Origin of the sequence: Methylococcus mesophilus (assembly GCF_026247885.1) — a bacterium.
In the GTDB taxonomy this organism is placed as follows: Bacteria; Pseudomonadota; Gammaproteobacteria; order Methylococcales; family Methylococcaceae; genus Methylococcus; species Methylococcus mesophilus.
In genome coordinates this window covers 474,930-496,123 of the sequence record NZ_CP110921.1, presented here as the reverse complement: position 1 = coordinate 496,123, position 21,194 = coordinate 474,930, and the positions used below count along the sequence as shown (strand labels likewise).

General features: G+C 60.6%; 15 protein-coding genes and 1 tRNA gene. 7 read left to right on the top strand and 9 right to left on the bottom strand.

All coding sequences use genetic code 11. The features are described from left to right. Positions 1 to 2 precede the first annotated feature (2 nt). Positions 3 to 78 (bottom strand) — tRNA-Gly (locus tag OOT43_RS02405). A gap of 125 nt (positions 79 to 203) precedes the next feature. On the opposite strand from OOT43_RS02405, the gene hypE reads away from it, so the two are divergent. The 4 genes from hypE (at position 204) to OOT43_RS02385 (ending at position 9,452) form a co-directional block, all read left to right on the top strand. Next, a complete protein-coding gene (gene hypE / locus OOT43_RS02400; RefSeq protein ID WP_266023085.1) occupies positions 204 to 1,229 on the top strand; it encodes a hydrogenase expression/formation protein HypE in 1,026 nt (341 codons plus the stop codon). Positions 1,230 to 1,418: 189 nt separating this feature from the next. Next, positions 1,419 to 3,134, top strand: a complete 1,716-nt coding sequence (locus OOT43_RS02395) for an ABC transporter ATP-binding protein/permease (RefSeq protein WP_266023084.1) — start codon at positions 1,419 to 1,421, stop codon at positions 3,132 to 3,134. 148 nt (positions 3,135 to 3,282) lie between these two features. After that, complete coding sequence (locus OOT43_RS02390) at positions 3,283 to 5,355, top strand: methyl-accepting chemotaxis protein (protein ID WP_266024977.1); 2,073 nt, start codon at positions 3,283 to 3,285, stop codon at positions 5,353 to 5,355. A 59-nt stretch (positions 5,356 to 5,414) separates the two neighbouring features. Further along, positions 5,415 to 9,452 (top strand): EAL domain-containing protein, encoded by a 4,038-nt coding sequence (locus OOT43_RS02385; protein WP_266023083.1) that lies wholly within the window; start codon positions 5,415 to 5,417, stop codon positions 9,450 to 9,452. A gap of 96 nt (positions 9,453 to 9,548) precedes the next feature. On the opposite strand, the gene mrcB is transcribed toward OOT43_RS02385, so the two are convergent. The 8 genes from mrcB to OOT43_RS02345 form a co-directional block, all read right to left on the bottom strand. Then, positions 9,549 to 11,807: a penicillin-binding protein 1B gene (gene mrcB / locus OOT43_RS02380; RefSeq protein ID WP_266023082.1), complete on the bottom strand. Its 2,259-nt coding sequence runs from the start codon at positions 11,805 to 11,807 to the stop codon at positions 9,549 to 9,551. Positions 11,808 to 11,885: 78 nt separating this feature from the next. Further along, on the bottom strand, positions 11,886 to 12,863 hold the full coding sequence (gene hemH, locus OOT43_RS02375; RefSeq protein WP_266023081.1) for a ferrochelatase: 978 nt from the start codon (positions 12,861 to 12,863) through the stop codon (positions 11,886 to 11,888). A gap of 4 nt (positions 12,864 to 12,867) precedes the next feature. After that, the gene (gene folE, locus OOT43_RS02370) at positions 12,868 to 13,425 is read right to left on the bottom strand and encodes a GTP cyclohydrolase I FolE (RefSeq protein WP_266023079.1); all 558 of its coding nucleotides are present in this window, start codon (positions 13,423 to 13,425) and stop codon (positions 12,868 to 12,870) included. A 12-nt stretch (positions 13,426 to 13,437) separates the two neighbouring features. Then, on the bottom strand, positions 13,438 to 14,487 hold the full coding sequence (gene dusA, locus OOT43_RS02365) for a tRNA dihydrouridine(20/20a) synthase DusA (RefSeq protein ID WP_266023078.1): 1,050 nt from the start codon (positions 14,485 to 14,487) through the stop codon (positions 13,438 to 13,440). Positions 14,488 to 14,554: 67 nt separating this feature from the next. After that, positions 14,555 to 15,214, bottom strand: a complete 660-nt coding sequence (locus OOT43_RS02360; RefSeq protein WP_266023077.1) for a hypothetical protein — start codon at positions 15,212 to 15,214, stop codon at positions 14,555 to 14,557. A 114-nt stretch (positions 15,215 to 15,328) separates the two neighbouring features. Then, a complete protein-coding gene (pdxJ, locus tag OOT43_RS02355) occupies positions 15,329 to 16,072 on the bottom strand; it encodes a pyridoxine 5'-phosphate synthase (protein WP_266023076.1) in 744 nt (247 codons plus the stop codon). Between the two features lie 45 nt (positions 16,073 to 16,117). Next, positions 16,118 to 16,663, bottom strand: a complete 546-nt coding sequence (locus tag OOT43_RS02350; RefSeq protein WP_266023074.1) for a hypothetical protein — start codon at positions 16,661 to 16,663, stop codon at positions 16,118 to 16,120. A 1,090-nt stretch (positions 16,664 to 17,753) separates the two neighbouring features. Continuing rightward, positions 17,754 to 18,227, bottom strand: a complete 474-nt coding sequence (locus OOT43_RS02345; protein WP_266023073.1) for an ATP-binding protein — start codon at positions 18,225 to 18,227, stop codon at positions 17,754 to 17,756. Positions 18,228 to 18,348: 121 nt separating this feature from the next. On the opposite strand from OOT43_RS02345, the gene OOT43_RS02340 reads away from it, so the two are divergent. The 3 genes from OOT43_RS02340 to OOT43_RS02330 are packed head-to-tail and all read left to right on the top strand — an operon-like array spanning position 18,349 to position 21,165. Further along, positions 18,349 to 19,065 (top strand): carbonic anhydrase, encoded by a 717-nt coding sequence (locus tag OOT43_RS02340; RefSeq protein ID WP_266023072.1) that lies wholly within the window; start codon positions 18,349 to 18,351, stop codon positions 19,063 to 19,065. 10 nt (positions 19,066 to 19,075) lie between these two features. Then, positions 19,076 to 20,803: a solute carrier family 23 protein gene (locus tag OOT43_RS02335; RefSeq protein ID WP_266023070.1), complete on the top strand. Its 1,728-nt coding sequence runs from the start codon at positions 19,076 to 19,078 to the stop codon at positions 20,801 to 20,803. Between the two features lie 35 nt (positions 20,804 to 20,838). Beyond that, positions 20,839 to 21,165 (top strand): STAS domain-containing protein, encoded by a 327-nt coding sequence (locus OOT43_RS02330; RefSeq protein ID WP_266023069.1) that lies wholly within the window; start codon positions 20,839 to 20,841, stop codon positions 21,163 to 21,165. Positions 21,166 to 21,194: the final 29 nt, after the last annotated feature.

Sequence of the window (21,194 nt, the reverse complement as noted above, 5' to 3'; positions counted from 1 at the left end):
AATGGAGCGGGAAACGAGACTCGAACTCGCGACCCCAACCTTGGCAAGGTTGTGCTCTACCAACTGAGCTATTCCCGCATTCGATTTCGAAAATTATACTGATCCTGATTGGGATGTCAACAAGCTTTGTTCAAAGGCTACGGTGACCGTTAACTCTGCTACCATCTGATCCGTTTTGACGACAATCTTTGCCAGCACCGCTCATGAATGACGACGACCGTTGTGATGCCGTTCGGATTTCGCTGGCCCATGGTAATGGGGGCCGTTTGACGCGGGAGGTCATCGAAGAAATATTCGTGTTCCACCTCGGCCGGGAAGATCTGGACACCGCCGCGGATGCGGCAAGGCTTCCGCTGGATGCCGGTGACGGGGAGTGGATGATCACGACGGACGGCTTCACCGTAGAGCCCCTGGAGTTCCCGGGCGGCGACGTGGGGAGTCTCGCGGTTCATGGCACGATCAACGACCTTGCAGTGTCCGGGGCGGTACCGCGCTTTCTCAGCCTCAACGTTTTCATCGAGGAAGGGCTCGACGTCGAGATTCTCGAGCGGATCGTTGCGTCCATGGCGCGTGCCTGCCTGGATTGCGGTGTGCGGGTGTTGGCCGGGGATACCAAGGTGGTTCGGCGGGGGCAGGGCGGTGGACTTTATCTGGCGACGACCGGCATAGGGCAAAGGCAACCGGGCGTCGACCTGGGCTTGCACCGCGTTCGTCCGGGCGACCGGGTCATCGTGAGTGGGCCGGTGGGCGATCACGGCGCTGCGGTAATGCTGGCTCGGGAGCAATTCGGGTTATCCGGCAGTCTTCGATCCGATGCGGGGAGCGTCCTGCCGATTGCTGAAATTCTGCTCGGCTTCCCAGGGCTGCGTTTCATGCGGGATCCCACCCGCGGAGGCGTGGCAACCGTCTCGCACGAGATTGCCCGGGCTACCGGTGCGACCGTTCGGCTGCAAGAGCTTGACTTGCCGGTTCGGCCGGAGGTGCGCAGCGTATGTGAAATTCTGGGCTATGACCCTTATTACTTAGCCTGCGAAGGACGGGTCGTGGCGATCGTTGATGCTGCTGTCGCGGCTGATGCGGTGGCAGCGCTCCACCATGGGGGGTTCATGGAGGCGAGCATTGCGGGCGCGATCGAAGCAGGGGCTCCCCGAGTCGTTCTTCAGACTTCCCTGGGGGGGGAGAGAATCCTCCCTGAGTTGGAAGACGATCCGCTCCCCCGCATTTGCTGAATCGGCGCACGATATTCGTTGGTAGCCGATGCGTCGATTGTGTCTTTCCACGTTTTGTCGATAATGCCTCAACGCCGTCCAGTTCCGGTGCCGGCAGGGTGAACTGCAGTTTGGCCGCGCCGGTGCCTTTTTTGCACGGGTGGATCTTCGCTTCGGCATCTGCGGGAAAAGCATTCGAGAAGAACAATCATGAGCGCCGAACCAGTCTCAAAACATGGATTGATCCTGAAGCGCATCCTTGGCAGCGTAAGGGATTTCGCAGGCTCGGAAGTGGGCTGGAAGGCCAAGGTTCTGTTTGCGTCGCTCCTTCTGTTGATGCTCGCGATCAACGGCCTGAACGTGCTTAACAGCTATGTAGGCCGGGATTTCATGACTGCGATCGAAAATCGCTACATGGGGGGGTTCATCTGGTATGCGGTACTCTATCTCGGCGTGTTCGCTGCGACCACCGTCACTGCTGTGATCTACCGGTTTTGCGAGGAGCGGCTGGGTCTGCTTTGGCGGGAATGGCTGACGCGAAGATTGGTGAACGCTTATCTGGATGAACGTATCTATTACCGTCTCGACGAGAGCCAGGAGGTCGCCAATCCCGACCAGCGCATCGCAGAGGACGTGAAGGCATTTACCGTCACTACGCTGTCTTTTACTTTGATGCTTCTCAACAGTTCGTTTACTGTGCTGGCTTTTTCCGGCGTGATGTGGAGTATCAGTCCGCTGTTGTTCGGGGTTGCGGTGGTTTACGCCGTGGCGGGCTCCTATTTTACCGTCCGGCTGGGGAGGCCTCTGGTCCAGCTGAATTATGACCAGCTTGACCGCGAGGCGGATTTTCGGGCGGGTCTCATCCATGTCCACGAAAATGCCGAATCCATCGCGCTGCTGCATCGCGAACGGCGAATTCAGTCTCGCCTGCTACGTCAACTCGGGGCGCTCACCGCCAATTTCCGCAGGCTGATCGCGGTCAACCGCAATCTCGGATTCTTCACCACGTGGTACAACTATTTGATCCCCGTGATACCTGCGCTGGTTGTGGCGCCTTTGTTCATCGATGGCAAGGTCGAATTCGGTGTGATCACCCAATCGGCGATGGCATTTACCTATCTGCTCGGCGCGTTTTCGCTGATCGTGACACAGTTTCAGTCCATTTCGGCTTACACCGCCGTGATAGCCCGGCTTCGCGGTCTGGTCCAGGCCGTCGAGACAGTGCGCTCGGGGACCGCATCACCGATCGAAGTCTGTGAGATGTGCGACCGGATCGCCTATGAAAGGCTCAGCCTGCAATCGCCGCGGGACGGTCGGCTTCTGATCGACCAGCTTTCTGTGGAAATTCCGGCGGGTGGCCGGCTTCTGATCCGGGGCGAGAACCAGACCGCGAAGGTGGCATTGTTCAGAGCGACGGCGGATCTGTGGGATGCTGGAAGCGGGAAGATCATCCGTCCGGGCCTCGAGGATACCCTGTTCTTGCCGGAAAGACCGTATTTGCCTCCCGGAACTTTGCGGGAGTCTTTGCTTCGTACGGGCGGTGAAGATCAGACTCCGGACGACAGGATCATGGAGACTTTGCGGTCGTTGGACATTGATTCCATTCTTGCCAGGGTCGGCGGTTTGGATACGGAGGCCGATTGGGACGACGTCCTGTCCTTGGGAGAGCAGCAGCTTCTGGCTTTTACGCATCTCCTGCTCCTTGGGCCGCGCTTCGTGTTCCTAGACCGGCCAGGGACCGCGCTCGATGCCGAGCAGTTGGATCGGGTGCTGCAAATGCTGCATGACCATTCGATCGCCTACATCACTCTGGGCAACAGCCACGACAATCTGTCGTTCTACGATGCCGTGCTGGATCTGGAGCCCGAGGGTCGCTGGTCCTGGAAAGCAATTCGGGATGGCGCGGTCTCCGAACCGGCCGGCTGACGCCGTTTAGCGAAAATTCCAGCCCTTGGCAGGTGCAGCATCCTTGTGGTGCCGTCCAGTGCCATGCCTACACCGGCAAGGGGAGACTGCGTGTTCCAATTCCCCTGTTAGCTATTCTTAGGGTTTCGATATGCGATTCCGATTGACGGTGCGCGCGCGCCTCTTGCTCGCCTGCGTTCTTCCGATGGCTCTGGCGATGGGTTTACTGCTGGGGTTCGTCATGTGGAACTATTATCAGGACCTGGTACGGGAGTCGGAACTGAGACTTCGCGCTGAGGTTAACGAGGCGGCGCTGCGGATCGAGTTGGCCAATATCACTGCCTTGACCGTCCCGAAAACCATGGCGCTGGCGCAAGAAGCGGGGCTGTTCGGCAATCGGCTGGTATCCTTGGAGTTCGCCCGCAAGATATTGGAGGCTTTTCCGGAGTTTACCGGTGCCTATTTCGGCTATGAACCGGATGGCGATGGCAACGACGGCTCCGCTTCCGAGGCCGGCGAGGTTCCATCCGATGCGTTGAGCCGGGAGGGACGGTTTCTCCCTTACTGGTTTCGCGACCGCGAAAACCCACTACGGATAAAGTTGTCGCCGCTGGCTAACATGGAGTCGAGTTACTATTACCGCGGGGTCAAGAATCGCCACGAAGGAAAGGTCGAGGAGGAGGGCATCAGTCTGGCCGGAGGGATCAGCCGGCTTTACCGCCATTCCTGGAGCGGGGCGCAAGGCCAGCGCTTTGCGATGGTGACCGAGCCCTATGATTATGAGGGGAAGTACATGGTCGAAAATGCCGTCCCCTTGATGCGGGACGGGCGGTTCTTGGGTATTGCGGGAGTGGATAAGGCGCTCAACGACATCGACGAAACACTCCGGGGGATGCATCGCCATGAGGCCGGCGGATTTTTCCTCTTGAGCCAACGGGGGCGTGTGATCGCGTCAACGGTTGATGCTTCCGCCCGTGCCCGTCCAATAGAAGACACCTCATGGTTGCCTATATTGGAACGGGCGTATCTCGATACGGGAAAAGGTACGTTCCAATTGGCCCCCGATCCCCGCAACGGCGCCGAAACCTATTTCGTATCAACCCGACTGGCGACAGGCGACTGGACTTTGGTTTTGGCCGCCAGCCGGGCGGAAATTCTGGCTGGCCTGATCGGTACTGTCAAAGGCGCCTTGGGTGTGTCGGCCGCTATTCTGGCGGCGGTCCTCGGGGCGGCGCTGTTAGCGTTGCGGGCGGTGACCCGTCGCATCGAGGACACCGCGCGCGTTGCGGCGCAAGTCGCGGCCGGCGATCTGAGTTCAAAGCTGGAGGCTGCCGATACGGATGAAATCGGTGATCTGGTACGAGCCATGGCGGCCATGCGGCAGGCTTTGGCCGATTTGATCGGGCGGGTGAAACGGTCCAGCCGACAGTTGGTCGCCGTTGGCGAGGAAATCACCGTGGCGGCCCGGCATGAAGCAAGCCTGGCTCATGAGTTCGGCGCGCTGACGCAACAAATCGCCGCTTCGGTCCGCGAGATTTCGACAACTGGCGACGAGATGGTGCGCAACGTCGCCGACGTCGCTCAGGCAACCGCCGAAACGGCGGAAGTCGCCTCGGCCGGGAGAGAAAGCCTGGCGGAGACAGAGGCGGCGATGCATCGCATGAGCGAGGGCATGTCGTCGGTGGTGGAACGCTTCGCAGCCATCGGTGAGCAGGCGAAGGGTATCAACCGGATCATGAACGCCATGACGGATATTGCCGTCCAAACCAACCTGCTCTCATTGAATGCATCGATCGAGGCTGAGAAGGCAGGGAAACAGGGGGCCGGGTTCGCCGTCGTAGCCAGCGAGATCAGGCGGCTGGCGGACCAGAGTGCGGTCGCGGCACTGGATGTGGAGGCGATGGTACGCGACATGCAAAGGGCGGTCGCAGGGGGCGTCCAGGTTCTGGAGTCTTTCCAGGAGGAGATGAGCACGGCCGGTCTGTCGAACGTGCGGCGGCTTGCCGACCATTTCACCGCCGTTTTGGAGCGGATCGACCAGCTGGTGCCGCGTTTCGGCCGGGTTTATGAAGGCATGCGGGCGCAGGCCGAGGGCGCCCAGCAGATCAATGGGGCGATGGTTGCCTTGAAGGATGAAGCCCAAGGGGCGGCGACATCGTCCGAGCACTTGGCCTCAATGGTGGTCAAGCTCCACACTGCAGTGCAGGAACTGCAGGCTGAGATCGGCAAATTTAGGCTGTAAGCCGCTTTCGCGGCAGTACGGTTTTACCCTGTGTTTTCGCGTAATTTCCTGGGGCAATAATGATTAACGAGGCAAAGGGTGCATCACCTGGCGTGAAGCGGGTTGCGGTGGTGCGCTCGTTCCGACGTTTCCCCCGATGGTCGGTCATCATCGCGTTGACGGTGTGCACTACCCTCCTCGGCGGGTTGCAGTTTTATCTGTCCCATGTGCAACATTTGCGACTGCATGCCGGCGATACGCTGGCAGCGGTGGTTCAGGCGAAATTCCAGCACATTGCGCAATGGCGCGCCGAAAGGCTGGCCGATGCGGAGCAACTGGCCGGGGACGCTTCGTTTCTCGCCGCGGCCGGCGCTTGGCTGGCCGTGGGCGGGCAGGACACGGCTTCGACGCGGCTGGTGTTGTCTCAAATGCAGTCGTCCCGGGAGGCGGGCGGCTACCGGAATGTTCTGCTGCTCGATGCGGCCGGAAAAATCCGTTTGTCGCTGATGGCTCAGGGCGAGCCGGATGGGAAGAGCGGATACGTGCATGTTTCGGTGCCGGCGAAGGAGGCGGGTGCGCGCCCGGTCCTGGGCGACTGGTACCTTTCACCGGATGAAGGTGAGCTTCTCGCCGATGCGCTCATCCCGGTATTTCATGAAATGAAGGGAGAGCGGCGTCTCGTCGGTGCCATCGTGATGGTAGCCGATGCAGGGCATTTTCTGCGCGCTTTGTTTGAATCGCTGTCGCAGTCCAAACCGGAGATTTCCCTGATTGGCCAGAGAGGGAACCGTCTCGTATCCCTGGACCGAAATTTTCTCGTACGCGACAGCCGGCCTTCGTCGCAGGCGACGGCGGTTCCTGAAGCGGCGCTCAAAATCGTCCAGGGCGAGCGAGGACTGCTCATGCAGGAACGGGACGCCGAAGCGGCACTCTTGTCGCTGGGGGCGCCGATTCCAGGATCAGCCTGGTATGTCATGGCGGAAATGCCGGCCACGTCGCTCCCGGAGGAAAGCCGGCCGTTTGTTATCGGCGCGTCGTTGCTGGGACTACTGGGCACGATCGCCGCTGCGGCGGCATTGCTCGGGCGATGGTCCGACCGGCGTCACGGCCAAGTCGCGCTTCGGGTGGAAAGGGAACGGGCCGACCTGTTGAGGCGCTTCGAATACTTCGTCAGGTATGCAAATGATGCCATTCTGCTCGCCAACCGGGATCACCACATTATCGATGCCAACGATCGCGCGCTGGAGCTTTATGGGTACTCCAGAGAGGAACTGGCGGGAATGGCCCTGGCCGAGGTTGTGGCGGGAGACACGGATGGTGTCCAGCAGATGCGCCTGGAGGAAGCGGTTGCCCGGGGTGGAGGCGTCTGGGAGTCGGTGCATACCCGCAAAGACGGGGTTCCGGTCCCCGTAGAACTGAGCGTCCGCTCGATCAGCGTGGAGGGTTCCGATTTCGTTCAGGCGATCGTGCGGGACGTCACCGAGCGTAAGTGTATCGAGCTGGCGCTCGCGCGGCAGAAGAATCTGCACAGCCTGCTGGCGCAGACCAATCAAATCATCGTCCGCCATACCAGCGAGCAGGAGTTGTTCTACTCGATCTGCCGGATCGCTGTCAGGAACGGCGGCTTCCGCTTCGCCTGGATCGGGATGATCGAGAATGAAACCGGCACCCTGGTCCCAGTTGCCCGCTACGGCGACGATGCCGGTTACGTGGGGAAGCTGAACCTCTCCGGCGGAGACGCCGCGCAGCATCGTGGTCCCACGCGGATGGCCGTAACCGCCGGCCACCATGTGATCAGCGACGATTTTCTTGCCGATCCCGCCAGCCGGCCTTGGCATGAAGCAGGCCGGGCCGCGGGCGTTCGGGCTTCCGGCGCTTTTCCCGTGCGGCGGTTTGGGAAGGTGGTAGGTGCGATCAACCTTTATGCGGGCGAACCGGGTTTCTTTTCGGAAGACATCGTCGCCGTGCTCGACACCATGGCCCTGGATGTCTCTTTCGCACTGGAAATCCTGGCCCGCGACGCGGAACGGGAAAGGAGCGAAATGCGGCTCAGGGAAAGCGAGGAAAGGTTCCGGCTGGCGGCCAATTCTGCGCCGGTGCTGATATGGATGGGAGATACGGCGCGCGCCTGCACTTTTTTCAACGAAATGTGGCTGAATTTCACGGGGCGTTCGCTCGAGTACGAGTTGGGTGACGGCTGGCTGGAGGGCGTACACCCCGACGATCGCTCCCGCTGGGCCGGCGTTTATGCTTTTGCGTTCGACTCCCGGAAGCCGTTCGAGATCGAATACCGCCTGCGCCGTCGCGATGGGGAGTACCGCACGATGCTGGGCAAGGCGACACCGCGGTTCGATGCGGGGGGCGAATTCGTCGGCTATGTCGGCTCATGCATCGACATTTCCGACCGGAAAAAAGGCGACGAACGCCTGCTTCTGGCCGGCAAGGTGTTTGAAGCGGTACGCGAGTCGATCATGGTGACTGATGCAAGCCGCATAATCGTGGCGGTCAATCCGGCCTTCAGCGACATGACCGGCTACAGCCCAGAGGACGCCGTGGGCAGGACACCTGCGTTTCTGCAGTCCGGCCGGCATGGCAAGGAATACTATGCGGCGATGTGGCGGGCGGTCGAACAGGAAGGGTCCTGGCAGGGCGAGTTTTGGAACCGGCGCAAGAATGGCGAGTTGTTTGCGGTTCTGGAGACGATCGTGGCGGTTCGCGACGAGACCGGGGCGACGGTCAATTACATCGGTGTCGCCGCGGACATTTCCAGCCTCAAGGAGGCGGAAGAGCATATTCACCATCTGGCCTATTATGATCCTTTGTCCGCCTTGCCCAACCGGCGCTACCTGATGGAGCGGGCGGAATACGCGCTGGCCTTGGCGGAACGCCGAAAAGAAGAGCTGGCCGTGGTGTTCCTGGATGTCGACCACTTCAAGGATGTCAACGATTCCCTCGGGCATCAGGTAGGCGATGAACTGCTGGTCCGGGTGGCGGCACAAATCAAGGAATTCACGCGTGACACGGACACGATCGCACGCCTTGGGGGAGACGAGTTCGCGCTGCTTCTGCCGGACATGGGCCGCGACGGCGTGTCCCAAGTCACCGAAAAGATACTTGGGGCTCTGCGCAAACCCTTTGAACATTCGGGCCAGGCGTTCGCGGTGACGGGCTCCGTCGGTATCAGCCTTTTTCCCCATGACGGAACCGATTTCGAAACCTTGCTCCGCAACGCGGACACTGCGATGTACCACGCGAAACAGCAGGGCCGCAACCAGTTCCGTTTCTACGATCCCGGGATGAACGTGGACATCCTGGCGCGGCTGACGGTGCTGTCCGAACTCAGGGAGGCTATCCCTGCCGGCGAACTCCGGACCTTCTTCCAGCCCGAGATCGATCTGGCCGACGGGAAGCTGGTGGGGGCCGAAGCCCTGGTGCGTTGGCAGCATCCCGCGCGGGGGCTGTTGACGCCAGATCAGTTCATTCCGATCGCCGAAAGCAATGATCTGATCGTCGCCATCAGCGACTGGGTGCTGGAGGACACCTGCCGCCATCTCGTCCAATGGAAGAAAGCCGATTTGGCGCCGATCACCGTCGGCGTCAACCTATCCGCCCGCCATTTCCGTGATCCGCGGCTGGTACGGCGGGTCGAGTCGTTGCTGTGCCGTTATGGCGTCCCGGGCTCGTCCTTGCAGCTCGAACTGACCGAATCCACGCTGCTGGATGCCGACGCCCAAACCATGATCGTGCTGCAGGAACTGATCGCGTTGGGATGCAGCCTCTCGATCGACGATTTCGGCACAGGCTATTCCAGCCTGTCCTACCTGAAGAACCTGCCGATCGCCACCTTGAAAATCGACCGCAGCTTTGTCCGCGATATCGCCTTCGACGCCGACGACAGGACGATTTCCGGCACGGTGGTGGCGTTAGGCCACAGCCTGGGGCTCAAGGTCATCGCGGAAGGGGTCGAAAGCGAGGAACAGCGGCGTATCCTGCTGGAGCAGGGCTGCGATTTCGGCCAGGGCTATCTGTTCTCGCGTCCCCTGGGCTCCAAGGAGTTCACCAAGTGGCGTATGGAGCATGCGATGCGGCTGGAGACGGACATGCGCTATCGGGACTGACCCTGCCCGTCTGCTTTCGATGCGGAAGCCTGGCGCCTGGGTTGTTTCTGCACTGCTCGCAACGGGCGAATCGGTGGACCGGAATGGCCGGCGCCGTCAGAACAGTTTCTTGATCCAGGAGTCTCCGCCGGTTTCCCCGCCTTCGGCGCAGGGCGCCCAGACCGCCGGCTCCGAGCCTTTGACGAACGGCAAATCCTGTGTCTCGGCGCAGCCATCGTCGGCGCGCAGCCCCGTATGTCTGTCCACCCGCAGGATTTCTATGTTGTCCGGCGGGATGAGATCGAGGGGTTCCTTGGCAATTTTCTGCATCGTGGCGCCCCAGATCTGCAACGCACCACGGGCGCCGGTCAGGCCCGCCGGATGGTTGTCGTCGCGCCCCACCCAGACCACCCCGGTGTAGTCGCCGCTGAAGCCCGCGAACCAACTGTCGCGCATGTCGTTGGTCGTGCCCGTCTTGCCGGCGACATGGAAATCCTCCGGCAGATAGGTGTAAACCGAACGCCCGGTGCCCTCGCTCATGACTTCCTGCAGGACGGTGTTCAGCAGGTAGACTACACCCGGATCCACCGCCTGGCGAAGCTCCAGCCCGAACCGCTGAAGGGTCTGGCCTTCCTGTGACAGCACGGCCTGGATTCCTCGAAGAGGCGTGACGAAACCGTCGCTCGCAAATGTCTGGTATAGCGCGGCGACCTCGATTGGCGACAGGTTGGCCGCACCTAGCAGCAGCGAGGGATAGGTGTCCACCTCACGGTTTACGCCCAGCTTTCTGAGCGTCTCGGCGGTACGTTCGACCCCGATGCCAAGGCCCAGCCGTACCGTCGCCAGGTTGTAGGAGTTGGCCAGCGCGGTGTGGAGCGGTACCTGCCCATGCTCCCTGCCGTCATAGTTTTTAGGTATCCATGGTTTGCCGCCGCCTTCCACTTTGATGGTTTCATCCAGCACGGGCGTAGCGACGGTATAGCCGCCGGGCTGCTCCAGCGCGGTGAGGTAGACCACCGGTTTGTAAAGGGAGCCGATCTGGCGGACCGAGTCGAGCGCGCGGTTGAAGCCGGAGGACTCCCCATCGCGGCCGCCCGCGAAGGCCGCGATCTCTCCGTTGGAGCGCCGGGTGAAGACGGCGGCGGTTTCCAGCCGTTCTTCCGGCCGGGTGGAATGGTCCAGCCGTGCCAAGGTTTTGGCGATCGCGGATTCGAGGTGTTCCTGGGCGAACACATCGAGCGTCGTGAAAATGCGCAGCCCCTCGGAAGTCAGGTCCTCCGGACGGTATTGCTCCTGAAGTTGGCGCCGGATCAGATCGAGAAAGGCGGGATAGCGGCTGATGGCTTGGTGCGGATTCTTGATCACGTCCAGAGGCCGCTGTTTGGCAGTGTCGGCCTCGGCCGCCGTAACGAAGCCCTGTTCCACCATGGCATCCAGCACGCGGTCGCGCCGCTCCCGGCTGCGTTCGGGGTGTTTGAGCGGATCGTAATAGGTCGGTCCCCGCACCAGGGCGACCAGTAGTGCCACATGATGCAGTTCCAGTTCGTTGAGGCCCCGGCTGAAGTAGTACTGGCTTGCCAGGCCAAACCCGTGGATGGCGCGGGTGCCGTCCTGACCCAGGTAGATTTCGTTGAGATAGGCCTCGAGAATCGCGTCCTTGCTGTAGCGGGCTTCGAGTATCAGTGCCATGAAGGCTTCGCTGACCTTACGCTCCAGCGTACGTTCGGAGCTGAGGAAGAAATTCTTGACCAACTGCTGGGTCAGCGTGCTGCCACCCTGGACGAAGCCGCCCGCCTTGACGTTCTGCCAGGTAGCCCGCAGGATGCCCTTGGCCGAGAGGCCGAAATGCTCATAAAAATCACGGTCTTCGATTGCGAGCAGTGCGTCGATCAGCGGCTTGGGCACTTCCTCGAGCTTGACCAGTATCCGGTCTTCCTTCAATGCGGGATAAAAGCTGCCGATCTGCACCGGGTCCAGCCGTACCAGGGCCGGGGCGTCGGTCGAGTCCACGCTCTCCAGCGACTGCACGGCGCCGCCGTTAAACTCGACTCGGACGGTGCTGGACGGTTCCGATTTATCCGGAAACAGGAACTCCCGGGTCCTGAGCCATATCTCGCCGCCCTTGCGGGTGTAGCTGCCTTGAGACGTCAGATCGGGATCGCTGCGGTACCTGAGCTGATCCAGCATCCATACCAGTTGATTGGCAGAGACCGGAGCCTCGGCATAGAGTTCCACCGGCATGGCGTACACCTTGGCGGGCAGGGCCCAGCGACGTCCTTCGAATTTTTCGCGAATCACCGAATCCTGATAGCTGAGATAGACCATCAGTGCGATCAGGAAAAGCAAAGCCGGAATATAGAGAAACTTGCGGGTCATGCGCGTCAGGAGCGTAGAGTCATACGGCACTGGGGATCACCGGATTGGGGGATCCGAACAACGGCGGACCGGCAGTGTTCAGCCGGGGAGGGCCAGATAGGGTTCCAGCAGGCCGATCAGGGCCTTGGCATGCTCGGGACGTGCGTTCAATGCCGGGATGTAGCGATAGCATTCTCCGCCTGCGCCGAGAAACTCGCTGCGGTTGGCGATCGCAATTTCCTCCAGGGTTTCCAGGCAGTCCACGGCGAAGCCGGGGCACACCACGTCTACCCGCCGGATGCCCTGGACCGGTAATTCCCGCAGGGTGTCGATGCAATAGGGTTTGAGCCATTCGGCGCGGCCGAAGCGCGACTGATAGGCCAGCAGCCATTCTTCGTCGTTCAGGCCGAGCCGCGCGGCGATGTCTCTGGCCGTGTGCCGGCACTGACCGGCATAAGGATCGCCCAGATCGACACAGCGTTTGGGCAGCCCGTGGAATGAAAACAGCAGGCGATCGGGGCGGCCCTGCTCCTGCCAGAACGAGCGGATGCTCGAAGCGACGGCCTCGAGGTAAGCCGGTGCGCGGTAATAGTCGCTGACGAAATGCAGGCCCGGGACGTGGCGCCAGGATTTCGCCGTGTCGCATACGGCATCGAACACCGATCCCGTCGTGGCGGCCGAATACTGGGGATACAGCGGCAGAATTACAATGGTTTCGGCTTGGCGCTTGAGGATCTCCAGCTTCGAACGGATAGAGGGGTTACCGTAGCGCATGGCTATCTCGACGGCGGCGAATCTGCCGTCGGCGGCCAGCAGATCGCGCAGGTCCTCCGTATGGGTCAGCAGCGGCGAGCCGCGTTCGGTCCAGATCGTCCGGTAGGCATGGGCCGATTTTCTAGGCCGGACCCGCAATACGATCACGTTGAGGATCAGCCACCACAGCGCGCGGGGAATCTCGACCACCCGCGGATCGGACAGGAATTCGCGCAGATAGCGCCGGACCGCTTTCGGTGTGGGCGCATCCGGCGTTCCGAGGTTGACGAGCAGGACCCCAAGGCGGGCAGTGCCGGAGTTCATGGCGCTACTTGCGGTTGATGAGATCCAGGAATTCGGATCGGGTGCTGCTCTGCTTGCGGAAGAGGCCGAGCATGGAAGAAGTGGTCATGACCGAATTCTGCTTCTCGACGCCACGCATCATCATGCACAAATGTTTGGCCTCGACCACCACTGCCACGCCCCGGGGATTGACTGCCGTCTGGATCGCGTCCGCTATCTGTTTGGTCAGGCGTTCCTGGATCTGCAACCGGCGCGCGTACATTTCCACGATCCGCGCGATCTTGGACAGGCCGATGACTTTGCCCTGCGGCAGATAGCCGACATGGCACTTGCCGATGAAAGGCAGCAGATGGTGTTCGCACAGCGAATACAGTTCGATGTCCTTGACGATCACCATGTCCTCTGAGTCCGCTTCGAAAACCGCATTGTTGAGGACGTGATCGAGCGACTGGTGGTAGCCGCTGTTGAGGAACCGGAAAGCGCTTGCCGCTCTTTTCGGGGTGTCGACGAGCCCTTCACGGGAGACGTCCTCGCCGATTTCCTGAATGAGTTGGCTGAATAGATTTTCCATTGCACTGTGCATGGGGTAGGCCTCTTAAACGGGTGAAAGGACGGAGACGCGCCGCACGGGCCGGCTCAAGTTTTCATGGTATTCGTCCACGCCGAGTGAATCCGCGGCCTCCAGCAGCAGGGTTTCGTCGGCTTCCCGCCGGGACGAGCCTTCGCTGATCCGCCGGCGCCAGCGCTTTCCGCCCGGAACGGCATGATAAAGCCCCAGGATGTGGCGGGTGAGGGCATGCAGTCGGGTGCCTTTGGCCAGTTCTTCCCGGAAGTAGGGAAGGAGGTGCTCGAGGACGCCTTCTCGCGTTCGGGGCTTGAGATCGCCGCGCCCGTAAAAGCGGCGGTCGGCATCGGCGAGCAGGTAGGGATTGTGATAGGCAGCCCGCCCGATCATGACGCCGTCGCACGAGGACAAATGTTGCTCGGCTTCTTCCAAGGTTTGGATGCCGCCGTTCAGCACGATCTCGAGATGGGGCAGATCGGACTTGAGCCGCTGGACCATGTCGTAGCGCAGCGGCGGCGTCTGCCGGTTTTCCTTGGGCGAAAGGCCTTGCAGCCAGGCTTTACGGGCATGGACGATAAAGGTACGGCAACCGGCATCGGCTACGGTCGTCACAAACCGAACCAAGTCGTCGTAGGAGTCTCGGTCATCGATGCCAACGCGGGTCTTGACGGTCACTGGCACCGAGACCGCTTCGCACATGGCGCGGACGCAGTCAGCCACGAGCTCGGGCTCGGCCATCAGGCAGGCGCCGAAGCGGCCGTTCTGGACTCTGGGACTGGGGCAGCCCACGTTGAGGTTGATTTCGTCAAAGCCCCGGCATTCCGCGATTTTCGCGCATTCCGCCAGATCCTTAGGCTCGCTGCCGCCTAGCTGGATTCCCAGGGGATGCTCCGCAGGGTGGAAGCCGAGCAGTCGCTCCCGGTCCCCATGGAGGATGGCGGCACTCGTCACCATTTCCGTATAGAGCAGGGTATGGCGGGAAATCAGCCGCAGGAAATAGCGGCAATGCCGGTCCGTCCAGTCCATCATCGGCGCGACGCTCAGACGGCGCCGGGGTCCCTGGGCGTCGGTCGGCAGCATTGGCATCGCCAGTGCCACGGCTGGATCGCTGCCCGATGGGCGGACGTTGAAAGCGCTCAAGGAAACGTCACGGTCCGGAATTTTCTTCCGAAGGGCCTGTCAGGAACACGTCTTCCCGTGAGGGTTGATACTGAACTGAGCGCGCACTCAACCAAGCTCCGCTCAGCATCAGCGTGCCGGCTCCCAGGGCTCCGGCACCGAGATAAAGCAGTTTCTCGAACTCCACCCACGCCCGCGCGGTTTGGGCGGCGGCCGAATCCTCGGCCAGCTCCGGGGACATGCGGTAGCGCTCGTGCTCCCCTGCCGACTTGAACTGGCCGCCCTGGGTTGCGTAATTCTGCAGGAACCGGAGTTCGGATTTCAGGGCCTCGAGGAGCCCGGCTTCCTCCGGTCCGAAGCGTCCGCCCTGGACGCTCTTTTCGAGCATTCTGAGCTTGTTTTCGACCGAGTCCTTCATCAGACCAGCGACCCTTCCCTGGAGGGAATCGAGTTCGTTTTGATATTGCTGCAGATCGGGATTTTCGATGGCGGCCCGTTGGCTGTAAGACGCATTCAATCCTTTGATCAAGGTTTCTCCTCGCCACAGGATCAACGCCATGATCGCAAGCGTAAGCCACAGGAAAAATATTCCCGCCGTGCGCAGCCAGGAGGCTCCGCGGTTCTCCGCCCCTACCGGCCGGGCAACCATGAGTCCGCCGAAATCCGGGCGAGGATGGCCGTGGGACATCTTGCTCCCCCTTTTATCCATGGGCATTGAAGATTGGTTTGCGCGCACTCACAGCGGTTCAGCCGGACCGGAACTGATTTTCAAATATGACAGATCACCCGCGGCCGGTCAATTTCATTCGTACCGGGCGGTCCGCATGATGTCCACCATGTCCGCCACGGCTTTTCCCAGCCCCGAGAACAAGGCACGGGCGACGATGGCGTGGCCGATGTTCAGCTCGACGATCTGAGGAAGGTTACAGATCGCGGCAACGTTGGCGTAGGTCAGGCCGTGCCCCGCATTGACCCGCAGTCCCAACGCCTCCGCAACCCGCGCGGCATGCCGCAGTTTTTCGAACTCGGCGGACATTTCCTCGCCGGTCCCCGCATCCGCGTAACGGCCGGTGTGCAGTTCGATCACCGGCGCACCGGCGCGGGCTGCGGCCTCGATCTGGGCGGTTTCCGGGTCGATGAACAGAGACACCTCAATGCCGGCGCCGCCAAGGCGCCGACACGCTTCGCCGATCCGGTCCAAGCGACCCGCTACGTCAAGTCCTCCCTCGGTCGTCAGCTCCTCCCGCCGTTCCGGCACGAGGCAGCAGGCGTGAGGGTGAATGCGGCAGGCGATGGCGACCATTTCGTCGGTGACAGCCATCTCCAGATTGAGCCGGGTTTCGACCTGCTCCCGAAGCAGCTCGATGTCCCTGTCCTGGATGTGCCGGCGGTCTTCGCGCAAATGTGCGGTGATCCCGCCGGCCCCTGCCTGCTCGGCGACGAAGGCGGCGTGCAGGACCGAAGGGTAGGGGGTGTGCCGCGCCTGCCGGATCGTCGCCACATGGTCGACGTTGACTCCGAGCCTAATGGGCCGTTTGACGTTCACGGGGTTTCTAAGGTCTTGCCGGGTTCGAAGATCATGAGTTCCTCGTTAGCGGGCGTCAGGCGTGACGTGCCTGCCGATACTCACCGAAGTCTGCCATAGCGTGGCGGGTGCCCGTTCCTGGAAATAACGCAATTGAATCTTCGTATCCGACCCTGGCTTCGAAAAAATGGTAGTTTGGCCGGTTTTTCCCGGCTGCTCCGAAGCGTGCCAATCCGGACCGAGACACCGGCTGCCGAGCTTCACGTTGGCTTCGTAGTTGTTTTTTGCTGTGGCTTGGTCGCTCTCTTTCCAGAGGCAATTATACGTAAAACGTCCACCCCCCCAATCGAATACGTCACAATCCGTTTCTGGAAAGATAGGCTTTGTATCCCATCGGTTCATGACATAGTCTGGAGTGACGTTAAGCCGGATATCCTTGAAATCGGAAGCAGCCTGCTTGATTGCATAATCGAGAGATTGGCAAATTTCAGCCTCTGTGGGTGGGCTGGGTTCCGACTGCTGATGAGCGCAAGCGGAGATGAAAAGACAAAGCACTCCACCGGCCAAAATTCGAATATGGCGCGATTGAGTGGGACTGTACATAGGAATCACGAGGTCCTCCTTAGAATGGGATCGTTCATAACTGTGGCGGCTCTGCCGGATTCGACGACTTCCCGAAGTCCGTATCTCATGTTAGCAGTTGGCATGAACGTTAGGAACCCCGCCAACTTCGCCCCGTTTTGCAACGGCGCCAACGTTCGCATCTTAAAGGACATAAGCGCCTGATCTGGCGGGGACCGGAGGAAGTTATGGGCGGTGCCGGGCAAGGCCGCCTGCCCAGCCAAGCCTGCGCGCATGAGCGGTGGATGAAAAAATTAGCGGCATCCATCTGCTGCCGGAGCCTGCGCTGACTATACCGGGAGAGAGGATGAAGTGGATTGAAAAACCAGGCGATCTAATCACTGATGGGATGGAATGCGGTGGCGTCAGCCATCAGGATGACAATCACTCAAAAGGTCGCAATAACAGGAAAATAACGGTATACGGCTTACTACAAGTTAAAAAAAGTAATGCCATATACCAGCTTCCCTCACCCAGGCCCTCTCCCTGAGGGAAAAGGGATATATGTTGCATTATTTTCTCTATTGTTAGTAAAACCTTAGTCATCTCGGCCCTCGAGCGGTAAATTCCATTCGTTGGAGGTGCTGTGCCCGGCAGCGTTCATGGGGCTGCTTCGATGATGCAACTGTTCGATCCCCCATCGTTGTGGCTTGACGGTGCCGACGTCTGGTTGGACGTGGATTGCTTGGGTGCCGCTTCCGACTACCGGAGTAAAGCTAGTGCTCATCTTCCTCGGACGCAACCCAGAGCATCCAAGACAAACCCTCATGCCGAGTGACAGATCAACAAATACAAGAGAATAAAATGCGTGCGCGAACGCGAGTCTCCGTCGAGCAATCCCTTTGCGGGAGTGACGACTTCTCACTGCTTGATACTTCGCACTGGAAACCGACTGAGTTTATTCATGGATAGCTTTTGCGGCCTCGGCGCCGGCCTTTGGTGTATGAAAACTCCACTATCATCAATCGGTTATTATCGGGCGGCAGTTCTATTGTGTAGCCAAGAAACACATGCGTGTGAGTATCGCTCGTTGAATCAGCATATCCGGTTTTCGCGCAAGCCGTACGACCTGCTGTCAACACTAGCGATTTTCATGGGTGCTTTCCTGCCGGATTGGAGCGAACGTCTTACTTACCGCAACGACATTTGTTCCGTCCCGGCGCTGGTAACAAACCGAGTCCATCATTCTCATCACGAGGAGAATCCCCAGTCCACCGATGGCGCGTTCTTCCAGCTTGCGGTGTACGTCGGGTGAAGGGGCTGCCGTAGGATCGAACGCATTGCCGTCGTCGGTGACGGTGAGCGAGGCGCGGCCGCTGCTCAGCGTGAGACAGATGCCGATTTCTCCCCGTGTTTCGGCCTCATAACCATATTTGATGGTATTGGTCGCGAGCTCTTCCAGGACAAGATTCAACTGGACAGCAACCGGTTCGGGTACCCCGGAAGCCGCGCAGAACGATTCCAGTTGCTCCATGACCTCGATCAGCGGCTCAATTCCGGCTTCGATGGTGCGCTCGAATTTGGCACATTGCACGTCGGGCTCGTTCGGTTCCATGGAGGCTCGATGTGGATTGGGTTGAGAAATTCCGGTGTAGAATAACGCCGCTTTTGAGTAAGCGTCTCTCGACGCCGCGGACCGCGCCCGGGCCGCATCTAATAGCTTAAGGACGGAAATCGTGCAAGAGTCTGACATTAAAGGCAAGGATGAGCACGGGATCGAAAGCTCCTGCTGCGATCTCGAGCGCTTTATTTCCGGAGTCAAGGGGTTCAAGGATCGCTTTTACGGACGCTACCCGGAGCACATGCAGAGGCTCGTTGAGCAAGGACAGCGTCCGGTTGCGCTCATGATCGCCTGCAGCGACTCACGGGTCGATCCGGCTTTGCTCATGAACGTGGCTCCGGGCGACCTGTTCGTGGTGCGCAACGTCGCCAACCTCGTCCCGCCTTACCATGCCTCGTTTGCCCCGGACGGTGTGGGCGCGGCGCTGGAATATGCCGTCAGGCACCTCGAAGTTCCCCATATCATCGTTCTTGGACATGCCCAGTGCGGTGGAATCAAGGCCTTGCTCAACATGGCGACCGGTGCCCGGTTCGAGAGCGACTTCATCGGCGAGTGGGTCTCAATGGCGATGGATGCCTGCTGGCAATACGTACCGGACGCCAGCGGAGAGGGGCTCCGGCAGGTTTCTCTGGAACGTCTGAAGGACTACTCCTATTTGGTCGAACGGGCCGCCATTCAGGGTTCACTGGGGAATTTGCTGACCTATCCCTGGATCAGGGAGGCAGTGGCAAAAGGGCGGCTCTTCCTGCAGGGCTGGTGGTTCGATCTCGAATCCGGAGACCTGTGGGTCACCGGCGGGGACAATTCGCAGTTCTTGCCCGTGACCGACTGAGCTCCGCCGGATGAAACAGCCAGAGAACATCGTCTATTGGTTGAACGACAAGCCGCCGGCCGCGATCTCGGCGTTCGTCGGCCTGCAGCAGATGTCGTTTCTCGGCGTTTATCTCGTGATCTCCCCGTTGTTCGTGCGAACCGAAAACATCGGAGACCACGACTCGCAGATTCTGATGGCGACTACGCTTCTGGTTTCGGGCCTCGGAGTCATGTTGCAGGCGGCGGGGCGGCTCGGCATAGGTTCGGGGTATTTTTGCCCACTGCAGGCAACTTCGGCGTCGTTCGCGACGATGGAGCTGGCACGGCTCGCCGGGGGACTGGAACTCGCTTTTGGCATGGTGGGCGTGATGGGGGCGGCGCAGATCGTGTTCGGCGAGGTGTTCCGACGGCTGCGCAGCATATTTTCGGTTGAACTCGCCGGGGTGGCCGTCACCTTGGTCGGGCTGGGCCTCGGCTACAAGGGGGTCACCTTGCTCGGTGGCATCGATGCGCCCGGTGGACTATGGAAGCACGACATCGCCATCGGTTTTCTGGCGCTTGCGGTCATGATCGCCTGCAACGTTTGGTCGTCCAGCAGCCTTCGCCTGTTTTCGGCGTTTGCCGGATTAGCCGCAGGGTTGGCCGTCAGTGTTCTGGTCGACGGCATTCGGCCCGAGGACGTCGAGACCTACGCGGTCACACCTTTACTGGCGCTGCCCCAGTTGCCTACGTTCGGCTGGGCATTCGATCCGGCGCTGGTCGTGCCGTACGTCGTGCTGGGCTTGGCGTTTTCCCTGCATGGATTCGGTGCGCTCGCCGCGGCCCAACGCTTCAACGATTCGGAATGGCGGCATCCCGACATGGCGCAGATATCGCGGGGTATTCGCGCAGAAGGCGTTTCCAACCTGATTGCCGGCCTGGTGAACAGTCTCCCGCTCACTTCCAGCGGCGGTGCCGTCTCTCTGGCCGCTGCCACCGGCTGTACCAGCCGACATATTGCCTATTGGCTCGGCGGTATCATGATCGTCCTGGCATTCGTACCGAAGATCACGGTGCTATGGTTGGTTCTTCCCGTACCGGTGATCGGGGCGGCGGCGGTATTCCTGTCTTCCTTCACTCTGCTGGCAGGCTTGCAGATGATTGCGTCGCGCATGCTCGACAACCGGAAGATTCTCACCGTCGGCATCGGGCTCTTGTTGGGGGTCAGCCATGAGCCTTTGAAGCACTATTATCGTGAAGAACTGCCTTCCTTCCTCGTGCCGGTCACGCAGTCGAGCGTCGCTCTCGGCGTGGCCGGTGCGACCTTGCTTTCGGGCGTGTTCCGTATCGGCGCGGGCACGCGGCGGCGGCGTTCGTTCGTTCTGGGGGAGTCGCGGCTGGACGATGTCATCGCCTACCTGGACCATCAGGGACGGGCTTGGGGCGCTTGTGCGGAAGTCGTGCGGCGCAGCGAATACGCGATATGGCAGGCGTTCGAGATTCTCCACGACCACGGCTTCGTGGCGCGGAACGAACAAGGCCAAGGGGTTGTCGAGGTCGAGACACTGGTCGATGAATTCACGTTCACGGTAATCGCCCGTTACCGCGGCGAGGCCATCCCGGTTGCCACCCATGCCCCCAGCCATGAGGAGCTTCTGGAGTCTGACACGGGTATCCTGGAGATGGCTGGCTATCTGCTTTACAAGCTCGCTGACAGGGTCCGTTCGCGCGAGCTTTCCAAGGGGATGGCGGAGTTCCGGCTCACCTTTGTCGAATAATTCCTGCATTTCAATTTGTTGCCTGGAGCAAACCGATGCTTGATATCACTTGTGAAACCCGGGGCGAGGTGTTGGTCGCGCATCTGAGCGGCCGCATCGACGCCGCCGCGTCCCGCGCCTTCGAGGAGCAGGCGCAGGCCTGGCTGGAGGCGGGAACCCGAAATCTGGTGATGGATCTTTCGTCCATCAGCTACATCAGCAGCGCCGGCTTACGGGTCTTTCTGCTGATCGCCAAGAAGCTCAAGGAGGCGGAAGGCTCGGTAAAGCTGTGCGCGCTCACGCCGGCGGTGAACGACGTTTTCGAGATCAGCGGATTCAGCCGGCTGTTTTCGATCTATCCGTCGCTGGAACATGTGACCTGAACGAAAAATGCCCGCGCGGCCATACTGGG